This is a genomic window from Kosakonia sp. HypNH10 (assembly GCF_029850615.1).
In the GTDB taxonomy this organism is placed as follows: Bacteria; Pseudomonadota; Gammaproteobacteria; order Enterobacterales; family Enterobacteriaceae; genus Kosakonia; species Kosakonia cowanii.
Window position 1 is genome coordinate 66,457 of the sequence record NZ_JAOTIU010000010.1, and the last position, 21,019, is coordinate 87,475.

19 protein-coding genes are annotated in these 21,019 nt (G+C 55.5%); 10 read left to right on the forward strand and 9 right to left on the reverse strand.

The window, feature by feature from the left end; translation table 11 throughout:
* Window positions 1-34 precede the first annotated feature (34 nt).
* Both N7V53_RS21080 and fdhD read right to left on the reverse strand, forming a co-directional pair.
* Window positions 35-238, reverse strand: a complete 204-nt coding sequence (locus tag N7V53_RS21080) for a YdgH/BhsA/McbA-like domain containing protein (RefSeq protein ID WP_279794840.1) — start codon at window positions 236-238, stop codon at window positions 35-37.
* A 134-nt stretch (window positions 239-372) separates the two neighbouring features.
* Window positions 373-1,212 carry a formate dehydrogenase accessory sulfurtransferase FdhD gene (gene fdhD / locus N7V53_RS21085; RefSeq protein WP_023479311.1) on the reverse strand — a complete coding sequence of 280 codons (840 nt, stop codon included), beginning with the start codon at window positions 1,210-1,212 and terminating at the stop codon, window positions 373-375.
* A gap of 154 nt (window positions 1,213-1,366) precedes the next feature.
* Between fdhD and fdnG the strand changes: the two genes are divergently transcribed.
* The 5 genes from fdnG to N7V53_RS21110 all read left to right on the forward strand — a co-directional run bounded on the left by fdnG (window position 1,367) and on the right by N7V53_RS21110 (window position 8,064).
* Window positions 1,367-4,417: a formate dehydrogenase-N subunit alpha gene (gene fdnG, locus N7V53_RS21090; protein WP_200135229.1), complete on the forward strand. Its 3,051-nt coding sequence runs from the start codon at window positions 1,367-1,369 to the stop codon at window positions 4,415-4,417.
* A gap of 12 nt (window positions 4,418-4,429) precedes the next feature.
* Window positions 4,430-5,332, forward strand: a complete 903-nt coding sequence (gene fdxH, locus N7V53_RS21095; RefSeq protein WP_023479333.1) for a formate dehydrogenase subunit beta — start codon at window positions 4,430-4,432, stop codon at window positions 5,330-5,332.
* Entirely contained in the window at window positions 5,329-5,967 is a 639-nt protein-coding gene (gene fdoI, locus N7V53_RS21100) for a formate dehydrogenase cytochrome b556 subunit (protein ID WP_023479367.1), read from the forward strand. Before fdxH ends, fdoI begins: the two co-directional genes overlap by 4 nt.
* On the forward strand, window positions 5,964-6,893 hold the full coding sequence (gene fdhE, locus N7V53_RS21105) for a formate dehydrogenase accessory protein FdhE (RefSeq protein WP_023479362.1): 930 nt from the start codon (window positions 5,964-5,966) through the stop codon (window positions 6,891-6,893). The genes fdoI and fdhE overlap by 4 nt, the downstream gene beginning before the upstream one ends.
* A 259-nt stretch (window positions 6,894-7,152) precedes the next feature.
* The gene (locus N7V53_RS21110; protein WP_279794821.1) at window positions 7,153-8,064 is read left to right on the forward strand and encodes an alpha/beta hydrolase; all 912 of its coding nucleotides are present in this window, start codon (window positions 7,153-7,155) and stop codon (window positions 8,062-8,064) included.
* A gap of 53 nt (window positions 8,065-8,117) precedes the next feature.
* On the opposite strand, the gene fabY is transcribed toward N7V53_RS21110, so the two are convergent.
* From fabY to typA, 5 genes are all read right to left on the reverse strand, one after another.
* Window positions 8,118-9,059, reverse strand: a complete 942-nt coding sequence (fabY, locus tag N7V53_RS21115) for a fatty acid biosynthesis protein FabY (protein WP_023479318.1) — start codon at window positions 9,057-9,059, stop codon at window positions 8,118-8,120.
* 44 nt (window positions 9,060-9,103) lie between these two features.
* The gene (gene dtd, locus N7V53_RS21120) at window positions 9,104-9,538 is read right to left on the reverse strand and encodes a D-aminoacyl-tRNA deacylase (protein ID WP_023479361.1); all 435 of its coding nucleotides are present in this window, start codon (window positions 9,536-9,538) and stop codon (window positions 9,104-9,106) included.
* Window positions 9,535-10,407 carry a virulence factor BrkB family protein gene (locus tag N7V53_RS21125; RefSeq protein WP_023479298.1) on the reverse strand — a complete coding sequence of 291 codons (873 nt, stop codon included), beginning with the start codon at window positions 10,405-10,407 and terminating at the stop codon, window positions 9,535-9,537. The genes dtd and N7V53_RS21125 overlap by 4 nt, the downstream gene beginning before the upstream one ends.
* The gene (gene yihX / locus N7V53_RS21130) at window positions 10,404-11,000 is read right to left on the reverse strand and encodes a glucose-1-phosphatase (protein ID WP_279794823.1); all 597 of its coding nucleotides are present in this window, start codon (window positions 10,998-11,000) and stop codon (window positions 10,404-10,406) included. Before yihX ends, N7V53_RS21125 begins: the two co-directional genes overlap by 4 nt.
* A 141-nt stretch (window positions 11,001-11,141) precedes the next feature.
* Entirely contained in the window at window positions 11,142-12,965 is a 1,824-nt protein-coding gene (typA, locus tag N7V53_RS21135; protein ID WP_023479326.1) for a ribosome-dependent GTPase TypA, read from the reverse strand.
* 380 nt (window positions 12,966-13,345) lie between these two features.
* Here typA and glnA point away from each other — a divergent pair, with 380 nt between their 5' ends.
* From glnA to N7V53_RS21155, 4 genes are all read left to right on the forward strand, one after another.
* Entirely contained in the window at window positions 13,346-14,755 is a 1,410-nt protein-coding gene (gene glnA, locus N7V53_RS21140; protein WP_187800638.1) for a glutamate--ammonia ligase, read from the forward strand.
* 202 nt (window positions 14,756-14,957) lie between these two features.
* Window positions 14,958-16,007 carry a nitrogen regulation protein NR(II) gene (gene glnL, locus N7V53_RS21145; protein ID WP_023479377.1) on the forward strand — a complete coding sequence of 350 codons (1,050 nt, stop codon included), beginning with the start codon at window positions 14,958-14,960 and terminating at the stop codon, window positions 16,005-16,007.
* An 8-nt stretch (window positions 16,008-16,015) separates the two neighbouring features.
* Window positions 16,016-17,425, forward strand: a complete 1,410-nt coding sequence (gene glnG, locus N7V53_RS21150; protein WP_279794828.1) for a nitrogen regulation protein NR(I) — start codon at window positions 16,016-16,018, stop codon at window positions 17,423-17,425.
* A gap of 96 nt (window positions 17,426-17,521) precedes the next feature.
* Window positions 17,522-17,632 carry a YshB family small membrane protein gene (locus N7V53_RS21155; RefSeq protein WP_094192975.1) on the forward strand — a complete coding sequence of 37 codons (111 nt, stop codon included), beginning with the start codon at window positions 17,522-17,524 and terminating at the stop codon, window positions 17,630-17,632.
* A gap of 33 nt (window positions 17,633-17,665) precedes the next feature.
* On the opposite strand, the gene hemN is transcribed toward N7V53_RS21155, so the two are convergent.
* The gene (gene hemN / locus N7V53_RS21160; protein WP_279794829.1) at window positions 17,666-19,039 is read right to left on the reverse strand and encodes an oxygen-independent coproporphyrinogen III oxidase; all 1,374 of its coding nucleotides are present in this window, start codon (window positions 19,037-19,039) and stop codon (window positions 17,666-17,668) included.
* A gap of 186 nt (window positions 19,040-19,225) precedes the next feature.
* The gene (yihI, locus tag N7V53_RS21165; protein ID WP_023479295.1) at window positions 19,226-19,729 is read right to left on the reverse strand and encodes a Der GTPase-activating protein YihI; all 504 of its coding nucleotides are present in this window, start codon (window positions 19,727-19,729) and stop codon (window positions 19,226-19,228) included.
* Between the two features lie 570 nt (window positions 19,730-20,299).
* Between yihI and yihA the strand changes: the two genes are divergently transcribed.
* Window positions 20,300-20,929 carry a ribosome biogenesis GTP-binding protein YihA/YsxC gene (gene yihA / locus N7V53_RS21170; protein ID WP_023479300.1) on the forward strand — a complete coding sequence of 210 codons (630 nt, stop codon included), beginning with the start codon at window positions 20,300-20,302 and terminating at the stop codon, window positions 20,927-20,929.
* Window positions 20,930-21,019: the final 90 nt, after the last annotated feature.

Below are 21,019 nucleotides of genomic sequence, written 5' to 3' on the forward strand. Positions count from 1 at the left end.
GCCCGGAGGCGCTCTTTCGACGATAGTGCTTAGCTTATTTGGTCAGTTCAGCGGTCATGTGAACCTGGTTGCCGTTATACGCTTCAGTGATCTGGTAAGAAGAAGCGCCAGCCTGTTGTGCCTGGGCGGCGATTTTCGCTTCAGCACCGCTCAGGGTGGTGTCAGTTGCGGTCACGGTTTGCGCAGCAAAAGTACCGAATGAGGAAGCGAGAGCGATAACTGCAACAAAAGTTTTGATGTTTTTTCATGAGATAAACCCTTACGTTTTTTTGTTTGAGTGAAGCACCGTGCCTCGATGAAAGTAATGATAGGCCTCTACCCTCAAAACAAAAAGCGGAAGGATTTGTTAAACTCTTTCAGTTTTTTTGACGATTATTTAACACCCATTAATCGCTGTGGATGGGTATAAATTGTCGCCCTGCCCGGCTTGCAAAAACCGACCAGCGTCAGGTTACAACGCTCTGCCACTTCCACTGCCAGCGTAGTCGCCGCCGAGACGGCAAAGAGGATTTCGACGCCGCACATCGCCGACTTTTGCACCATCTCATAGCTGGCGCGGCTGGAGACCAGCACCGCGCCGGACGCCCACGTTTCACCGGCGCGCGCCCGGTGCCCGAGCAGCTTATCCAGCGCCACATGGCGACCCACATCCTCATGCCCGCCTGCCAGTTCGCCGGAAGGCAACAGCCATGCAGCAGCGTGAGTACAGCCGCTCAGCTGCCCGATCGGCTGCACATCAGTTAAGTGAGCGAGCGCATTATCCAGTGTGGCTAAATCAAAGGTCTGGGTGAACGGCAGCGGCGCGATGGGCTTGCCGATATCATTGAGCTGCTCAACGCCGCAGACGCCGCAGCCGGTGCGCCCGGCCAGCGCGCGGCGGCGCTCTTTCAGCCCCATAAAGCGGCGGCTGGAGAGATCGATCTGCACCTCCAGCCCGTTACAGGACGGCACCACCTCCATGCCGTAAATGTCGGCGGGGGTCTCAATAATCCCTTCGGATAAGGAGAAGCCGATGGCGAACTCTTCCAGATCTTTTGGCGATGCCATCATCACCACATGGGAAATGCCGTTGTAAACCAGCGCAACCGGCACCTCTTCCGCCAGCATGTCTGGCTGGGACTGGTGCAGGTTGTCACGCTTCCAGAGCACGACTTCGCGTACGCCTGTGACTGATGTTGCATTTTTGTGCTTTTTAGTATGCAAAATGTTCACTTTGTATTAACTACCCTCGAACAAGCGTACCGACATTGTGGTATTCTCCGCGCATATCCTTCTTAAGCAGAGGGATATGCGGCAATTCTGAACCTTTGTGAAATTCACCGCAAAGAAAAAAACGATAAGAGTAATGTCAACCCAGGAGTAACCCATGCAGGTCAGCAGAAGGCAGTTCTTTAAGATCTGCGCTGGCGGTATGGCAGGTACAACGGCTGCAGCACTGGGCTTTGCCCCCAACATTGCACTCGCGGAGACACGGCAATATAAGCTGTTGCGCACCCGCGAAACCCGTAATACTTGCACATATTGTTCCGTGGGCTGCGGGCTATTGATGTATAGCCTCGGCGACGGTGCAAAAAACGCCAAAGCGTCAATTTTCCATATCGAAGGGGATCCGGACCATCCGGTAAACCGCGGCGCGCTCTGCCCGAAAGGGGCAGGTCTGGTGGATTTCATCCACTCTGAAAGCCGCCTGAAATACCCGGAATACCGTGCTCCAGGTTCCGATAAGTGGCAACGCATCACCTGGGAAGATGCCTTTGAGCGCATCGCCAAACTGATGAAAGCCGACCGCGACGCCAACTATGTTGCGCAGAACGCCGAAGGCACCACCGTGAACCGCTGGCTGAGCACCGGGATGCTGTGCGCATCCGCTTCCAGTAACGAAACCGGCTATTTAACCCAGAAATTTACCCGCGCCCTCGGCATGTTAGCCGTCGATAACCAGGCGCGTGTCTGACACGGACCAACGGTAGCAAGTCTTGCTCCAACATTTGGTCGCGGTGCGATGACCAACCACTGGGTTGATATGAAGAACGCCAATCTCATCGTGGTGATGGGAGGGAACGCGGCAGAAGCGCATCCGGTGGGATTCCGCTGGGCGATGGAAGCCAAGATCCACAATGGCGCGAAGCTGATTGTTATCGATCCACGCTTTACGCGAACCGCCTCGGTTGCGGATTTTTATACGCCGATTCGTTCCGGTACTGACATCGCTTTCCTGTCAGGCGTGTTGCTGTACCTGCTGAACAACGAAAAATATAACCGCGAATATACCGAAGCCTATACCAACGCCAGCCTGATCGTGCGTGAAGATTTTGGCTTCGAAGATGGCCTGTTCACCGGCTATGACGCGGAAACACGCAAGTACGACAAAACCACCTGGAACTACGAGCTGGATGAGAAGGGTTTCGCTAAGCGCGATAAAACGCTGACTCACCCGCGCTGCGTGTGGAACCTGCTGAAACAGCACGTTTCCCGCTATACGCCAGAAGTGGTTGAAAACATCTGCGGGACGCCAAAAGCGGACTTCCTGAAGGTGTGCGAGTACATCGCGGAAACCAGCGTGCACGATAAGACCGCTTCGTTCCTATATGCCCTGGGCTGGACGCAGCACTCCGTCGGCGCGCAGAACATCCGTACCATGGCGATGATCCAGCTGCTGCTCGGCAATATGGGGATGGCAGGCGGCGGCGTGAACGCCCTGCGCGGCCACTCCAATATTCAGGGTCTGACCGATCTTGGCCTGCTGTCGCAGAGCCTGCCGGGTTACATGACGCTGCCGAGCGAGAAGCAGAAGGATCTCCAGACCTACCTGACCGTCAATACGCCTAAACCGCTGCTGGAAGGCCAGGTTAACTACTGGAGCAACTACCCGAAATTCTTCGTCTCGATGATGAAAGCCTTCTTTGGCGATAAAGCAACAGCGGAGAACAGCTGGGGCTTTGACTGGCTGCCGAAGTGGGACAAAGGCTACGACGTTCTGCAGTACTTCGAAATGATGAGCCAGGGCAAGGTCAACGGCTATCTCTGCCAGGGCTTTAACCCGGTCGCCTCGTTCCCGAACAAGAACAAGGTGGTGGCATCCCTGTCGAAACTGAAGTTCCTGGTGACCATCGATCCGCTGAATACGGAAACCTCGACCTTCTGGCAGAACCACGGCGAGTCTAACGATGTCGATCCGTCGACTATCCAGACCGAAGTGTTCCGCCTGCCGTCGACCTGCTTTGCTGAAGAGAACGGCTCCATCGTTAACTCCGGCCGCTGGTTGCAGTGGCACTGGAAAGGCGCCGACGCCCCGGGCGAAGCGCTGAACGACGGTGAGATCCTGGCCGGTATCTTCTTACGTCTGCGTAAGATGTATGCCGCAGAGGGTGGCGCGAATCCGGAACAGGTTCTGAACATGACCTGGAACTACTCGACGCCGGAGAATCCGTCGGCGGAAGAAGTGGCGATGGAGAGCAACGGCAAAGCGCTGGTCGATATTATCGATCCGGTAAGCGGCGACGTGCTGGCGAAGAAAGGCAACCAGCTTGGCAGCTTTGCGCACCTGCGCGATGACGGCACCACTTCAAGCGGCTGCTGGATTTTCGCCGGAAGCTGGACGCCGGACGGCAACCAGATGGCGCGCCGTGATAACGCCGATCCGTCGGGCCTTGGCAATACGCTGGGCTGGGCATGGGCGTGGCCGCTCAACCGCCGTATTCTCTATAACCGTGCCTCCGCTGACCCGCAGGGTAACCCGTGGGATCCGAAGCGCAAGCTGCTCAGCTACGCCAACGGCAAGTGGGTGGGTGCAGATATTCCGGACTACAGCACCGCCGCTCCTGGCAGTGAAGTCGGGCCGTTTATCATGCAGCCGGAAGGGATGGGTCGCCTCTTCGCTCTCGATAAGATGATGGAAGGGCCGTTCCCGGAACACTATGAGCCGTTTGAAACGCCGCTGGGCACCAACCCGCTGCACCCGAATGTCGTCTCGAACCCTGCCGCGCGCGTCTTTAAAGACGATCTCGCAGCGATGGGTAAAGCCGATAAGTTCCCGTATGTCGGGACCACTTACCGCCTGACCGAGCACTTCCACTACTGGACCAAACACGCGCTGTTGAACTCCATCGCGCAGCCGGAACAGTTTGTGGAGATTGGCGAGAAACTGGCGGGCAAGCTGGGCATTACGCAGGGCGATACCGTGCGCGTCTCCTCCAACCGTGGCTATATCAAAGCCAAAGCGGTGGTGACCAAACGTATTCGTACCCTGAAAGTGGACGGCAAAGATATCGACACGATTGGTATTCCGATTCACTGGGGTTACGAAGGCGTGGCGAAGAAAGGCTTTATCGCCAACACGCTGACGCCGTTTGTCGGTGATGCGAATACCCAAACGCCAGAGTTCAAGGCGTTCCTGGTGAATGTGGAAAAGGTGTAACGGAGACGACTTATGGCTTATCAATCGCAAGACATCATCCGTCGTTCCGCGACTAACGGTTTCACACCCGCGCCTCAGGCGCGGGATCACCAGCAGGAAGTGGCGAAGCTTATCGACGTCACCACCTGTATCGGCTGTAAAGCCTGTCAGGTGGCCTGTTCCGAATGGAACGACCTGCGTGATGAGGTGGGGCATAACGTCGGGGTGTATGACAACCCGGCGGATTTGACCGCCAAATCATGGACGGTGATGCGTTTCTCGGAAGTGGAGCAGAACGACAAACTGGAGTGGCTGATTCGTAAAGATGGCTGCATGCACTGCGCCGATCCTGGCTGTCTGAAAGCATGTCCGTCAGAAGGGGCTATCATTCAGTATGCTAACGGCATTGTCGACTTCCAGTCTGAGCAGTGCATTGGCTGCGGTTACTGCATCGCTGGCTGCCCGTTTGATGTGCCGCGCCTGAACCCGGAAGACAACCGCGTCTACAAATGTACGCTGTGCGTTGACCGTGTGACGGTAGGCCAGGAACCGGCCTGCGTGAAAACCTGCCCGACCGGCGCTATCCACTTTGGCTCCAAAGAGGATATGAAAAACCTCGCCGGCGAGCGCGTGGCAGAGCTGAAAACCCGTGGTTACGATAACGCAGGTCTGTACGATCCGGCCGGTGTTGGCGGCACGCACGTGATGTATGTGCTGCACCACGCCAATAATCCGAATCTGTATCATGGCCTGCCGGAGAATCCGGAAATCAGCGCAACCGTGAAGTTCTGGAAAGGGATCTGGAAACCACTTGCGGCGGTCGGCTTTGCTGCCACCTTCGCGGCCAGCATCTTCCACTATGTCGGTGTCGGTCCGAACCGCGCAGAAGAGGAAGAGGACAACCTGCATGAAGAGAAAGACGAGGTGCGCAAATGAGAAAACGTGACACCATCGTGCGCTATTCGGCACCCGAGCGCATCAACCACTGGATCACCGCCTTCTGCTTCGTGCTGGCGTCGGTGAGCGGGCTGGGGTTTTTCTTCCCCTCCTTCAACTGGTTGATGAACATTTTGGGCACGCCGCAGCTGGCGCGTATTCTTCATCCGTTTGTCGGCGTGGTGATGTTTGCCTCGTTTATAATCATGTTTTTCCGCTATTGGCACCATAACCTCATCAATAGGGATGATATCTTTTGGGCGAAGAATATTCGTAAGATCGTCGTCAATGAGGAAGTGGGTGACACCGGGCGCTATAATTTCGGTCAGAAGTGTGTGTTCTGGGCGGCGATTATCTTCCTGGTGTTGCTACTGGCAAGCGGCGTGGTTATCTGGCGCCCTTACTTTGCACCCGCGTTTCCCATCCCGGTGATCCGCTTAGCGCTGATGGTGCATTCATTTGCAGCAGTCGCGTTAATTGTGGTTATCATGGTGCACATTTATGCCGCCTTGTGGGTTAAAGGCACCATAACCGCAATGGTGGAAGGCTGGGTTACCAGCACCTGGGCGAAGAAACATCACCCGCGCTGGTACCGGGAAGTTCGCAGCAAGACAACGGAAAAACCAACTGAATGAGTATTCGCATAATCCCGCAAGATGAGCTGGAGAAGAGCGAAAAACGCACGGCGGAAGTGATTCCGCCGTTGTTATTCCCCAGACTCAAAAACCTCTATAACCGCCGTGCGGAACGTCTGCGCACGCTGGCAGAGAGTAATCCGCTGGGTGATTATCTGCGTTTTGCCGCGCTTATCGCCCATGCCCAGGAGGTGGTGCTGTATGACCACCCGTTACAACTCGATCTGACGGCGCGTCTTAAAGAAGCTGCCGCGCAGGGCAAGCCGCCGCTTGATATTCATGTCCTGCCGCGCGATACGCACTGGCATAAGCTGCTGCATTCGCTGATCGCCGAACTGAAACCGGAGATGAGCGGCCCGGCGCTGGCGGTGATCGAGAACCTGGAAAAAGCCTCCGCACAGGAGCTGGAAGCGATGGCCAGCGCGCTCTTTGCCGCCGACTTCGCCTCCGTCAGCAGCGATAAAGCGCCCTTTATCTGGGCCGCGCTGTCGCTCTACTGGGCGCAGATGGCCAGCCTGATTCCGGGGAAAGCCCGCGCGGAATATGGCGAGCAGCGCCAGTTCTGCCCGGTATGCGGATCGATGCCGGTTTCCAGTACGGTGCACATCGGCAGCAGCCAGGGGCTGCGCTACCTGCACTGCAACCTGTGCGAAACCGAATGGCACGTGGTGCGCGTCAAGTGCAGCAACTGCGAGCAAACCCGCGATCTGCACTACTGGTCGCTGGATAACGAGCAGGCGGCAATCAAAGCGGAAAGCTGCGGCGACTGCGGCACTTACCTGAAGATCCTTTATCAGGAAAAAGACCAGAATGTCGAAGCGGTGGCCGACGATCTGGCGTCGCTGATCCTCGATGCCCGCATGGAGCAGGAAGGGTTCGCCCGTAGCTCCATCAACCCGTTCTTATTCCCCGGCGAAGGGGAGTAAAATCAGCAGGTCGCGGTAAGTTGTTGCCCGGCCTGTTACTGATATGGGGTGACAAACTCACTTCCGATCTTTTTCACACTTATTAGCGCCTTCCTCCCTTCTAATAAATCTTACGTCTCCCCTCTGATGCATTCCTGAAAGAAAAAAACGTTCTTTCGAGCTGGGTTCCACTTTTCATTTTCAGCCCAAAACCCCCGTTTCCATTTCGCAAAAACCAGGCTATAAAACCTGGGTATTTATACAGACAAAGGAATGCGAAATGGCACTGGAACAGGGTATTAGCCAACTGGTAAGCGACTTTATTGCTGCAGGACGGCCCTCCGTCTGCGAGCAGAGTATTGATGACCGGCGCGCGGGGTATCTCGCCAGCACAGCGCTGGCAGGCGAGACGGAAACTCGTGTTGAGGTGAGTGAGTTAACGCTTGAGGGTATTCGCTTTCGCTGCTACTCACCGCAAAATGCCAACGGCAATCTGCCTGCGCTTATTTATTATCACGGTGGCTGTTTTGTTAGCGGCGGTTTTTATACCCATGATAAGCAGCTGCGCCAGCTCGCCTTTTACAGCGGCTGCCGGGTCATCGCCGTGCAGTACCGCCTTGCGCCAGAACACCGCTGGCCAGTGGCGCATGATGATGCGCTGAGGGGTGCAGAACTTATCCGGCAAAACGCGCAGCAGCTTGGCATCGATCCTCAGCGCATCACGCTGGCGGGTGATAGCGCGGGAGGGCATCTGGCGCTGGTCACGGCACTGCGCTTAAAAGCCGCAGGCGAGTGGCAGCCTGCTCAGCTGATCCTTATCTATCCCATGCTTGATGCAACCGCCTGGTTCGACAGCTATACCCTTAACGGCGCAGATTATGTGATCACCCGCGAGGCGCTGCTCTCGGGCTATACGCACTATCTTGGCGAGACCGATCGCCTGCTGCCGGACGTCAGCCCGCTATGGCGCGATGATTTCAACGGCCTGCCGCCGACGCATATTGTAACAGCGGAGTTTGACCCGCTGTGCGATGAAGGAGAGTCACTCTATCAGCGAATGACCGAACAGGGCGTGGCCTGCTCCTGTTCGCGTTATCTCGGCGTGATACACGGTTTCTTCCAGCTTGCCGGCATCAGCCGTACGGCAGTAGATGTGATCTACGATGTGGCGGCGCGCATCGCCAGAGTGTAACTGGCTGCACGGGAAAGCGCGCCTTTCGCGCGCGCCATCGGCATGCCCAGCGCCTACTCCTCTTCGTTGCCGCCCTCTTCGAACGAGCCGAACGGTTTTGCCGGCAGAACGATGTAGATGCCTTCGAAAATCGCGCCCTGCTTATCATCGCCAAACAGCTCCACCTGCATCTGCACGCGCGCTTTTTTCCCGCGAGCCAGGCGGTCGAGATCGCCGCTTAACGAGCCGAGATCGGCAATGGCGCTTGGTTTACCGCTGATGGGCGAGCTGTAGCGGATATGGGCGTCGGCGAGAATAATCGTGCCGCCGAGGTGGCGTTCACGCAGCATCAGCCAGATAAGGCCCCAGCCAGTGAGCGTCGCCAGTGAGAAAAGGCTGCCGGCAAACAGCGTATGGTGCGGATTTTGATTGCCGATCTCCGGCATGGTGGTAATAAATTTCTGCCCGGTGTACTGCTGGATGCGCACGCCCATCTTTTCGCTGAGCGGAATATGCTGATACCAGGCTTGTTGCAGCTGACCGCACCAGTCGCCGCGATGAAGAATATCATCCAGCGAAGCAATGGGTTTGATCATCAGAAAATGGCGGATGGGTGTGGTTTGCGGCGCGGTGATTTCGCCTTCGTTGATAAACCCAAGCTTGGCGAAAAAGGGCACCGCATCTTCGCGGGCGCTACAGGTTACGCGCTTAACACCTTCCTGACGGGCGACGGATTCAAGAGTCATCGCCATCAGCGTGCCGAGGCCTTTATCCTGTACGGAGGGGTGTACCGCCATAAAGCGGATCGAGCCTTCGTTATCGGCATTGATATAGAGCCGACCGGACGCGACGATATTGCCCTCTTCATCAACCACCATCTGGTGATGCGCCATGGCATCCCAGGCATCGCGCTCGGAGCCCTGCGGCTGGTGCAATGGCTTGCGTAACATTTCCCAGCGGAACTGGTAGTAACGTTCTAACTCTTCTTCAGTTTGCGGTACGCGAAGATGATACATAGCTGCATTCTCTCTTGTGACCCGGGACCGCGCCGCAAGCTGGCTCATATCTGTAGCCAGAATGTGACGGGACCGTCATTGACCAGCGACACCTGCATATCGGCAGCGAAGCGCCCGGTTTGCGTGGCGATCTGCTGACCGCAGTGTGCAACAAAGTGGTTATAGAGCGCCTCGGCTTTTTCCGGCGCGGCACCGCGCGAAAAGCCCGGACGCATGCCGCGTTCCGTATCGGCTGCCAGCGTAAACTGCGACACCACCAGCACGCTGCCGCCGGCCTGCTGGACGTTGAGGTTCATTTTCCCGTCGGCATCGCTAAAAATTCGGTATCCCAGCACCCGTTCACACAGGCGGTTGGCTTTCTGCTCGTCGTCTTCCCTTTCGACGCCCAGTAATACCAGAAGACCCGGGCCGATTTCACCCGTCACCTCTCCCGCCACGCTAACGCTCGCACGGGAAACGCGTTGAATTAATGCAATCATGGTTGGTCTGCTTCTTCTCGTTGTGCTGCTTTTTTAAGTTCGCGGTATTCCCCGAGAGTGACAGTAATTTCAGCCCCTAGCAAGACGATACACCAGGTCCAGTAGACCCAGAGAAACATGATAGGGATAACGGCCAGCACGCCATAAATCAGCTGGTAGGAGGGGAACATGGTGATATATAAGCCAAAACCTTTCTTACCCAACTCAAACAGCACCGCCGCAACAAACGCACCCAGCACCGCATCGCGGTTCGGTACACGCGTAGTCGGAACAATGCTGTAGAGCAGCCAGAACGAGAGCCAGGAGAGGATCAGCGGGAAAATTCGCAGCACATCATCAATCACGCTATTGAGCTCACTCGCCCAGCGCAGCGACAACAGATAGGAGCTGATCGCCAGGCTTGCCCCGGCCAGTAGCGGGCCGAGGGTCAGGATCATCCAGTAGACGGCAAACGAGTAGACGTGCGGGCGCACACGGGTGCTGCGCCAGATGGTATTCAGCGCGCTGTCGATGGAGTACATCAGCAGCAGCGAAGTAACCACCAGCCCACAAGCCCCGACCGCGGTCATTTTCGTCGAGTTTGCGACAAACTGCTCAATGTAGTTCTGGATAACGTCGCCGGTTGTGGGAATGAAATTGGCAAAAATAAAGTGACGCAGCTGGATGCTGATGTCGGAAAACATCGGGAAAACGGCGAACAGCGCGAAGATCACCGCAATCAGCGGCACCAGCGAGAGCAGTGAGACGTAGGCGAGATTCCCCGCCAGCGTCGTCATGTTGTCATCGTTGATATGTCGCCACAGCAGCTTTAGCCAGGCCTGCAGCGACTGCGCACTTCTCTTCGCGCGCTGTTTTACGGCATCTTTCATAGCAACGTTGAAAAATAGTCCGGAATGGTGGCCTTGTTAGCGACCAGGATCGACGTAATCCCCACGCGCTCAGCGCCAGCGATATTCTCAGCATTGTCGTCGAAGAAGACGGTATCGTCGGCCGAAAAACCTTCCTCGGCAAGGACCTGCTGGTAAATTTCAGCTTCGGGTTTACGCATGCCCATCTCTTGAGAGAGATAGATACGATCGGCGGCGGCGCGGATCTCCGGATACTGCTCCGGCCAGAAGGTCGTATGCAGGCGGTTGGTGTTGGACAGCACCACCACACGATCTCCTTTCGCGCGCAGTTTGTGCATGATATCGATAACGTCCGGGCGTAGCGCGACGAAAACCGCCTGCCAGCCGGTGGAGAATTGCTCATAACTTAACGGCAGCGCCATCTCTTCACACAGAGCTTTGGCGAACTCCTCATCGCTGATCTCCCCGCGTTCATGACGGTGGAAGGCCTCCCCCATGACAAAGTTCTGCTTCAGGGTTGCCAGCGGTACGCGGCTGAAATCGCTCCAGGCTCCGAGCACCCGGTTGAAGTCGATATCGACAATCACATTACCTAAATCAAAGATATAGAGCATTTGCCTCTCCTTGCCTGCCATGGAGAGTTAACTGTAGCGGGAAAGTTTCCGCTTGAATAGCGGACCCTTTCACGCCCGCGATCGCGGGATAAAAAAAAGCCGCTGATAATCAGCGGCTTTTGATGGGGTAAAAGAAGGGAATTAGTCTTCTTTTGCACCGCGCATTGCGCGTTTACGGTCGTTCTCAGTCAGATGACGTTTACGGATACGAATGGACTGAGGCGTTACCTCTACCAGTTCGTCGTCATCGATGAACTCGAGCGCCTGCTCCAGGGTCATCTTGATCGGCGGAACCAGAACCGTCGCTTCGTCCGTACCGGACGCACGCATGTTGGTCAGTTTCTTACCGGTCAGGCAGTTTACCGTCAGGTCGTTAGAGCGGCTGTGAATACCGATGATCTGGCCTTCATACACTTCCGCACCGTGACCGAGGAACAGCTTACCGCGATCCTGCAGACCGAACAGCGCAAACGCAACCGCTTTACCCTGACCGTTGGAGATCAGCACGCCGTTGTTACGCTGGCCCACTTCGCCCGGACGAATATCGTCGTAGTGGCTGAAGGTGGAGTAAAGCAGACCGGTACCGGAGGTCATGGTCATGAACTCTGAACGGAAGCCGATCAGACCGCGGCTTGGGATCACGTAGTCGAGACGTACGCGGCCTTTGCCGTCCGGATTCATGTTTTTCAGATCGCCTTTACGCTCGCCCAGTGCCTGCATGACAGAACCCTGGTGCTGCTCTTCAACGTCCAGCGTTACGTTTTCGAACGGCTCTTGTTTACGGCCGTCGATTTCGCGGAAGATTACTTTCGGACGAGAAACCGCCATTTCGAAACCTTCACGACGCATGTTCTCGATCAGAACAGAGAGGTGCAGCTCACCACGACCAGAAACACGGAACGCATCCGCATCCTGAGTCTCTTCAACGCGCAGCGCAACGTTGTGCACCAGCTCTTTGTTCAGGCGGTCAAGGATCTGACGAGAGGTAACATATTTACCCTCTTTGCCACAGAACGGAGAGGTGTTGACGTTGAAGAACATGGTGACGGTCGGCTCATCAACGGAGAGCGCCGGCAGCGCTTCAACACTCTGCGGATCGCAGATGGTGTCGGAGATGTTCAGTTCGCCCAGACCGGTGATTGCAATGATGTCGCCCGCTTCAGCCACGTCACTCTCGATACGCTCCAGCCCCAGGTGAGTCAGCACTTTGCCAACTTTACCGTTACGGGTTTTGCCTTCGCTATCGATGATAGTGACCTGCTGGTTCGGCTTCACTTTACCGCGCTTGATACGGCCGATGCCGATTACGCCAACGTAGTTGTTGTAATCGAGCTGGGAAACCTGCATCTGCAGCGTGCCGTCGAGATCGACGTTCGGTGCCGGTACATGTTCAACAATCGCCTGGTACAGCGGGGTCATGTCTTCAGCCATGTTTTCGTGGTCCAGACCCGCGATACCGTTCAGCGCAGAAGCGTAAACGATCGGGAAGTCCAGCTGTTCGTCGGTCGCGTCAAGGTTAACGAACAGGTCGAAGACCTGATCAACAACCCAGTCCGGACGCGCGCCAGGACGGTCAACTTTGTTGATTACCACGATAGGTTTCAGACCATGGGCAAATGCTTTTTTGGTCACGAAGCGCGTTTGCGGCATCGGGCCGTCAAATGCGTCAACCACCAGCAGCACGGAATCGACCATGGACATTACACGCTCAACTTCACCACCGAAGTCGGCGTGCCCTGGGGTATCAACGATGTTGATACGATAATCATTCCATTTGATAGCGGTGTTTTTAGCGAGGATGGTAATCCCACGCTCTTTCTCCAAATCGTTGGAGTCCATCACACGCTCTTGAGTTTCAGCACGTTCGTCGAACGTACCGGATTGCTGCAGCAGCTTGTCAACCAGGGTCGTTTTACCATGGTCAACGTGAGCAATGATGGCGATGTTACGCAGATTTTCGATCACAACTTTGCCTCAGGCATTAGAAATAGCGCGTTATTGTACACGTATTAATCGAAGGACTAAACAGGATCACAAACATACCCTGCAAACAAGTATTGCAGAGTTGCTTTGTGATCGCTTTCACGGAGCGTTAAAAGGGGCAAATAACGAAAATTGCACCAATATGGTGCCCTATGTTTCCATAAAAGCACTATATTGGTGCAAGGTAACCATCATGGTGCAGCCCTTTTGCACTATGCCGAGCATGATAACGCCTTTTTAGGGTGATTTAAAAGTTGGCATAGATTTCGCTTATCCATTGTACGGCAACTACGCCAGATTTACGTAGTAATTAGAAGACCTCGTTACCACGACGACAATGACAATCCCGGGAGAGTTTAAGTATGTCCGCTGAACACGTTTTGACGATGCTGAATGAGCACGAAGTGAAGTTTGTCGATCTGCGCTTCACAGATACCAAAGGTAAAGAACAGCACGTCACGATCCCAGCCCATCAGGTCAACGCTGACTTCTTCGAAGAAGGCAAAATGTTTGATGGTTCTTCGATTGGTGGCTGGAAAGGCATCAACGAATCCGACATGGTGCTGATGCCGGACGCCACTACCGCTGTCATTGACCCGTTCTACGAAGAGTCTACGCTGATTATTCGCTGCGATATCCTCGAGCCAGGCACTATGCAGGGCTACGATCGCGATCCGCGCTCCATCGCCAAACGCGCTGAAGAGTACCTGCGCTCCACCGGTCTGGCAGACACCGTGCTGTTCGGGCCAGAGCCGGAATTCTTCCTGTTTGACGACGTACGTTTCGGCAGCTCCATTTCCGGTTCCAGCGTTGCTATCGACGATATCGAAGGCGCATGGAACACCACCACCAAATATGAAGGTGGTAACAAAGGTCACCGTCCGGCTGTGAAAGGCGGTTACTTCCCGGTTCCGCCGGTAGACTCCTCTCAGGATCTGCGTTCCACCATGTGTCTGGTGATGGAAGAGATGGGCCTGGTTGTGGAAGCGCATCACCACGAAGTGGCGACTGCGGGTCAGAACGAAGTGGCAACCCGCTTCAACACCATGACCAAAAAAGCGGACGAAATTCAGATTTACAAATATGTGGTACATAACGTTGCGCACCGCTTCGGTAAAACCGCGACCTTTATGCCGAAACCGATGTTCGGTGATAACGGTTCCGGTATGCACTGCCACATGTCTCTCTCCAAGAATGGCACCAACCTGTTCTCTGGCGACAAATACGCTGGCCTGTCTGAAATGGCGCTGTACTACATTGGCGGCGTAATCAAACACGCTAAAGCGATCAACGCCCTCTCTAACCCGACCACCAACTCCTACAAGCGTCTGGTCCCGGGTTACGAAGCACCGGTTATGCTGGCCTACTCTGCCCGTAACCGTTCTGCCTCTATCCGTATTCCGGTTGTTGCTTCTCCGAAAGCGCGTCGTATCGAAGTGCGCTTCCCGGATCCGGCTGCGAACCCGTACCTGTGCTTTGCCGCGCTGCTGATGGCGGGTCTGGATGGCATTAAGAATAAAATCCACCCGGGCGAAGCAATGGACAAAAACCTTTACGATCTGCCGCCGGAAGAGGCGAAAGAGATCCCGCAGGTTGCAGGCTCCCTGGAAGAAGCGCTTAACGCGCTGGACGCTGACCGCGAGTTCCTGACCGCTGGTGGCGTATTCACCGACGACGCTATCGATGCTTACATCGCGCTGCGTATGGAAGAGAACGATCGCGTTCGCATGACGCCGCACCCGGTAGAGTTCGAACTCTATTACAGCGTTTAATTACGTTATTAATACTCGGCCGATTTCTCGTCACAGGCAGCTGACGGCGAGAAAGAGGCCAGAGAATTTTTTAGTTGCCGTGGAAACTTTGGCCCATCACACGATGGGCTTTTTTCGCCGACAACAGCCTGATCTCACGCGCTTTTTCTTTCTATAACGCTATACTGCACAAAATTGGTGCATATCTCCGGGAGACTGCTACATGGCAAGCGGCGCGCTGCCCGATGCTGGGCAGATCCTCAACTCTTTGATCAACAGCATCCTGCTGGTTGATGACGACCTGGCGGTACATTACGCCAACCCCGCGGCACAACAGCTGCTGGCGCAAAGCTCGCGCAAACTGTTCGGCACCCCGCTGCCGGAACTGTTGAGCTACTTCTCCCTCAATATCGACCTGATGCGTGAAAGTTTGCATGCAGGCCAGGGATTTACCGATAACGAAGTGACGCTGGTCATCGACGGGCGCTCGCATATTCTCTCCCTGACAGCGCAACGTCTGCCGGACGGGCTGGTGCTGCTGGAAATGGCGCCGATGGATAACCAGCGTCGTTTAAGCCAGGAGCAGCTTCAGCATGCGCAACAGGTGGCGGCGCGCGATCTGGTACGCGGCCTGGCCCATGAGATTAAAAACCCTTTGGGTGGCCTGCGCGGCGCGGCACAGCTTTTGAGTAAAGCCCTGCCCGACCCGTCGCTGTTGGAATACACCAAAGTGATCATTGAGCAGGCCGACCGCCTGCGCAATCTGGTCGATCGCCTATTAGGGCCGCAGCAGCCGGGCATGCACGTTACCGAAAGCATCCATAAAGTGGCTGAACGCGTGGTGAATCTGGTGTCGATGGAGCTGCCGGCTAACGTCACGTTAATTCGCGATTACGATCCCAGCTTGCCGGAGCTGGCACATGATCCTGACCAGATTGAGCAAGTTTTACTCAATATCGTGCGCAATGCGCTTCAGGCATTAGGGCCGGAGGGCGGCGAAATTATTCTGCGTACGCGCACCGCGTTCCAGTTAACGCTGCACGGCGTACGTTATCGCCTGGCAGCGAGAATCGATGTGCAGGATAACGGCCCGGGTATACCGCAGCATCTGCAAGACACGCTCTTTTACCCAATGGTGAGCGGCCGCGAAGGCGGCACCGGGCTTGGCTTATCGATTGCACGCAGCCTGATTGATCAACACTCAGGCAAAATTGAATTTACCAGTTGGCCAGGCCATACCGAGTTCTCGGTATTCCTGCCTATTCGGAAGTAGAGGTGTTTATGCAACGAGGGATAGTCTGGATCGTGGATGACGATAGCTCCATCCGTTGGGTGCTTGAACGCGCGCTCACCGGGGCAGGCTTGAGTTGTACAACGTTTGAAAGTGCCAATGAAGTGCTTGATGCGCTGACCACTAAAACGCCGGATGTTCTGCTTTCGGATATTCGCATGCCCGGCATGGACGGGCTGGCGCTGTTAAAACAGATTAAGCAGCGCCATCCGATGCTTCCGGTCATCATTATGACTGCCCACTCGGATCTGGATGCAGCGGTAAGCGCTTATCAGCAGGGAGCATTCGACTACCTGCCTAAACCGTTCGATATTGATGAAGCGGTGGCGCTGGTTGAGCGCGCTATCAGTCACTACCAGGAGCAGCAGCAGCCGCGCAATGTGCAGGCTCTCGGCCCGACCACCGATATCATCGGCGAAGCGCCGGCGATGCAGGATGTGTTTCGCATTATTGGCCGTCTGTCGCGCTCATCGATCAGCGTATTGATTAACGGCGAGTCCGGCACCGGGAAAGAGCTGGTTGCCCATGCGCTGCATCGCCACAGCCCGCGCGTCAAAGCGCCGTTTATCGCGCTCAATATGGCGGCAATCCCGAAAGATTTGATTGAGTCGGAGCTGTTTGGCCACGAGAAAGGGGCCTTTACCGGCGCCAACACCATTCGTCAGGGACGTTTTGAGCAGGCCGATGGCGGCACGCTGTTTCTTGATGAGATTGGCGATATGCCGCTCGATGTGCAGACGCGTTTGCTGCGCGTGCTTGCCGATGGGCAGTTTTACCGCGTGGGCGGCTATGCGCCGGTGAAAGTCGATGTGCGTATTATTGCGGCGACGCACCAGAACCTGGAGCTGCGCGTGCAGGAGGGGAAATTCAGGGAGGATCTGTTCCACCGCCTGAATGTTATCCGCGTGCATCTGCCGCCGCTGCGCGAACGCCGGGAAGATATTCCGCGTCTGGCGCGCCACTTCTTACAGGACGCGGCCCACGAACTGGGTGTGGAAGCGAAGCTACTGCATCCGGAAACCGAAGCGGCTTTGACCCGTCTGGCATGGCCAGGCAACGTGCGCCAGCTGGAGAACACCTGCCGCTGGTTAACGGTGATGGCGGCAGGCCAGGAAGTGCTGATTCAGGATCTGCCCAGTGAGCTGTTTGAAGCCACCGTGCCGGATAGCCCCTCGCAGAGTTTGCCGGACAGCTGGGCAACGCTGCTCGCGCAGTGGGCCGACCGCGCGCTGCGTTCCGGTCATCAAAACCTGCTCTCTGAAGCGCAGCCGGAGATGGAGCGCACCCTGCTGACCACCGCGCTGCGCCACACTCAGGGACATAAGCAGGAAGCGGCACGCCTGCTCGGCTGGGGGCGCAATACCCTTACGCGTAAGTTAAAAGAGCTGGGAATGGAGTAAACGTAAAGCGCGATCCGCCCGCGAAAAGTGCTGCTATTTTGTGCTTTACTGTTAGCCGCAGTGCAGTATGATCTTGCGCGTTCAGGGGGGGTTATCATGCTGGAATCGTTCATTCATCTGGTTACGGCTGGCGCCTCTGCCAGCCATACGCCACAAACGGCTGTCGCAGCGCTGCTTTGTGCAACGCTGGTCGGGCTGTTTAGCTAGCGGTTTAACAGGCCTGGTGCTTTTGCAGGCCTGTTAAATCACCCGCGAGAACTGCTGTAGCCGCGCTTTCTGGCGCAGATAGACATCGAAGCACATGCAGATGTTGCGAATCAACAGACGCCCTTTCGCCGTTACCTGAAGCCCCTGCTCATCCCTCTCCACCAGCCCATCTTTAATCAATGGCGCAAGCAGTTGCAGATCTTCTGCAAAGTAGTCGCCGAAATCGAGATCCCAAGCGCGCTCAATGTCGCTGAACGAAAGACGGAAATTGCATATCAGCCCTTTGATCACATCCCGGCGAATGCAGTCATCGCGGGTTAGCGCAATACCGCGCCACAGCGCATTTCCCTGCTCATCAACCTGCTGGTAGTAGTGTTTGAGCTCTTTCTGGTTTTGCGCGTAGCTGTCGCCAATCATGCTGATGGCAGAGACGCCAAGCCCCAGCAGATCGCTGTCGCCCTGGGTGGTGTAACCCTGGAAGTTGCGGTGCAGCACGCCGTTGCGCTGGGCGATCGCCAGTTCATCATCGGGACGGGCAAAGTGATCCATGCCGATAAACTGATACCCGGATGTAGTCAGCGACGAGATGGTCTGCTGCAGGATATCGAGCTTCTGCTGCGCCGAAGGCAGATCCGCATCTTTAATTTTACGCTGGGCGGCAAAGAGCGTCGGCAGATGCGCATAGTTGAAGACACTTAAGCGATCGGGGCTGAGTTCGGCGACGCGTTGCAGCGTATAGGCGAAACTCTCCGGCGTCTGTTTGGGCAGGCCGTAGATCAGGTCAATATTGGTCGAGGTAAAGCCGATGTCGCGCGCGTGGTTAAGTAGAGCAAAGATAAAGGTTTCATCCTGTTCGCGGTTAACCAGCCGCTGCACCTCTTTATTAAAATCCTGCACGCCCATGCTGAGGCGGTTAAACCCTTCCCCGCGCAGATGGTCGAGCACATCGAGCTCAATTTCACGCGGATCGACCTCAATGGAGATCTCCGCATCGGCATCAAAGGCGAAGTTGCCGCGCAGCAGCGCCATCAGGCGGCTGATCTGTGCTTTGTTGAGATAGGTTGGCGTACCGCCGCCCCAGTGCAGCTGGCTGACGTGACGGCCTTTAAACAGCGGCGCGCGGTGGATAATCTCCTGCTCCAGCGCATCGAGGTATTGATCGGCTTTATGCTGCTGGCGGGTGACGATTTTATTGCAGCCGCAGAAGTAGCAGAGCTTGTGGCAAAACGGGATATGAACGTAGAGCGAAAGCGGACGTTCAGGGTAGCGCGCTACGGCGCGGTGAAAATCCGCTTCGCCGAAGGCGTCAGAAAACTCAAGCGCGGTGGGATAGGACGTATAACGCGGCCCGGAATAGTTATATTTCTGGATCAGGGCCAGATCCCAGTCGATGACATGCTCAGACATTGCTTACTCCTTCCGATGACGCCGCTGGCGATACCGGCGGCCTGGGCCGATCCCTTTTTGGGGTATCAGCCGGTTGCGCAGCCACTGTTTGCGCCGCGACAACCGCTGTAGTTTAACGAATAACCACACCAGATAACATATAACCGGAAGGGTTATAAGCAGGACGGGAAGCCCCATAAGAAAGGATTAGTTGCCGCCCTTGAGCAGGCGCATCATATCTTCCTTACGCTCCTCTTCCTCTTCTTCTTCGTCATCATCGTAAGAGAGGCCCAGCTTCTGCATCAGTTCATCAATACGATCCAGTTTGGCATCAACCCATTTCTGCTCGTCGGCGCTCAGGGTTTCGCCCTCTTCAAGACGTTCAAGTAGCGCATCCAGGCGCTCATCCGTTTCCAGCATCTCTAATTCAGCCTGCGGTGAAAGCATAGGTTTCTCACTCTTCGGTTTGTGCTGCTTAGTGACTGGCGTGTCGGTAACACCCAGCGGAATCGGTGTTTTACTGCCAATACGCGGATCTTTTTGCGCTTTGCCCTTGCCGGAGCCCGACGCGTTATCGCCACCGTTCGCGCGGCTGCCTGAAGCGTTGCCGCGATGCCGTTTCTCACGCTTACGTTCGCGGCCTTCCTGGTTCAACTCTTCACGGGTTTTACGGCGCACTTTGCCGCGCGGTTGGGTAGACGGTTTTTTCATCATAGGGGTCTTAGGTGGTTTTTCATCAGTATAGAATTGCGGCGGAATCTAGCAGAAAGCAAGCAAAGAAAAAAGGCGGCAGTGTAAACTGTCGCCTTTTTTCTTGACCCTGACCCGTAAAGGGCTCTACGTTCCCTGTTTGCTGTCAACGTGCCCTGTTTTTCCATTAGCATCAACACTCCGTGTTGCGGTCCCTCTCCTTGTGAACGTCTCCTGACGTGTTCCTCTGGTCTTCGCCTCCTGGCGCTCCCGACCCCTCGCTCCGTGAGTTATCCTTTCCTGTAAAGCATCCTGCTACGGGGCTTACTTTACTTGTCTCAGAAAAAGAGACAAGTACGAATACCCTTACAAACGATAAATTAAGAGAATTCCATAAAGTTAAACTATTGATTGTATTGTTTTTAGCTATTTTTTAACCTGCAATTACTCTGAAAGTTCGCAATGTATAACGGGCTGATTTCCTACAAAATGCATGGCAATCACGCACAAAGAGGAATGATGCGAGAAAAACAGTCTTTTACGTGGGTTCAGGTATAATCCCCGCATGCTTTAACGATGGAGACGACCGTTTTGACTAACCTGAATTACCAACAGACGCACTTTGTCACCAGTGCGCCTGATATTCGCCACTTACCCGCCGATACCGGCATCGAAGTGGCATTCGCTGGCCGCTCCAACGCCGGAAAATCGAGCGCACTCAATACGCTAACCAATCAAAAGAGCCTGGCGCGCACCTCTAAAACGCCGGGCCGTACCCAGCTAATCAACCTGTTCGAAGTCGTCGAAGGCAAACGCCTTGTCGACCTGCCCGGCTACGGTTATGCCGAAGTGCCGGAAGAGATGAAAATCAAATGGCAGCGCGCGCTGGGTGAATATCTGGAGAAACGTCAGTGCCTGAAGGGGCTGGTCGTACTGATGGATATCCGCCATCCGCTAAAAGATCTCGACCAGCAGATGATCCACTGGGCGGTAGCAAGCGAGATCCCTGTGCTGGTACTGCTGACCAAAGCGGACAAGCTCGCCAGCGGCGCGCGTAAAGCGCAGGTTACGATGGTGCGGGAAGCGGCAATTGCCTTTAACGGCGATGTGCAGGTTGAAGCGTTTTCGTCGCTGAAAAAACAGGGCGTCGATAAGCTGCGCGAGAAGCTGGATAGCTGGTTCTCATCCATTGCGCCAGCAACAGAAGACGCAGGCGAATAACCCCTTCTGGCGCGGCGTCCGCTGCGCTTGACTGCTTTCTTTCGCGCAATAAAAAACGCCCCAGTCATTACTGACTGGGGCGGCTAAATA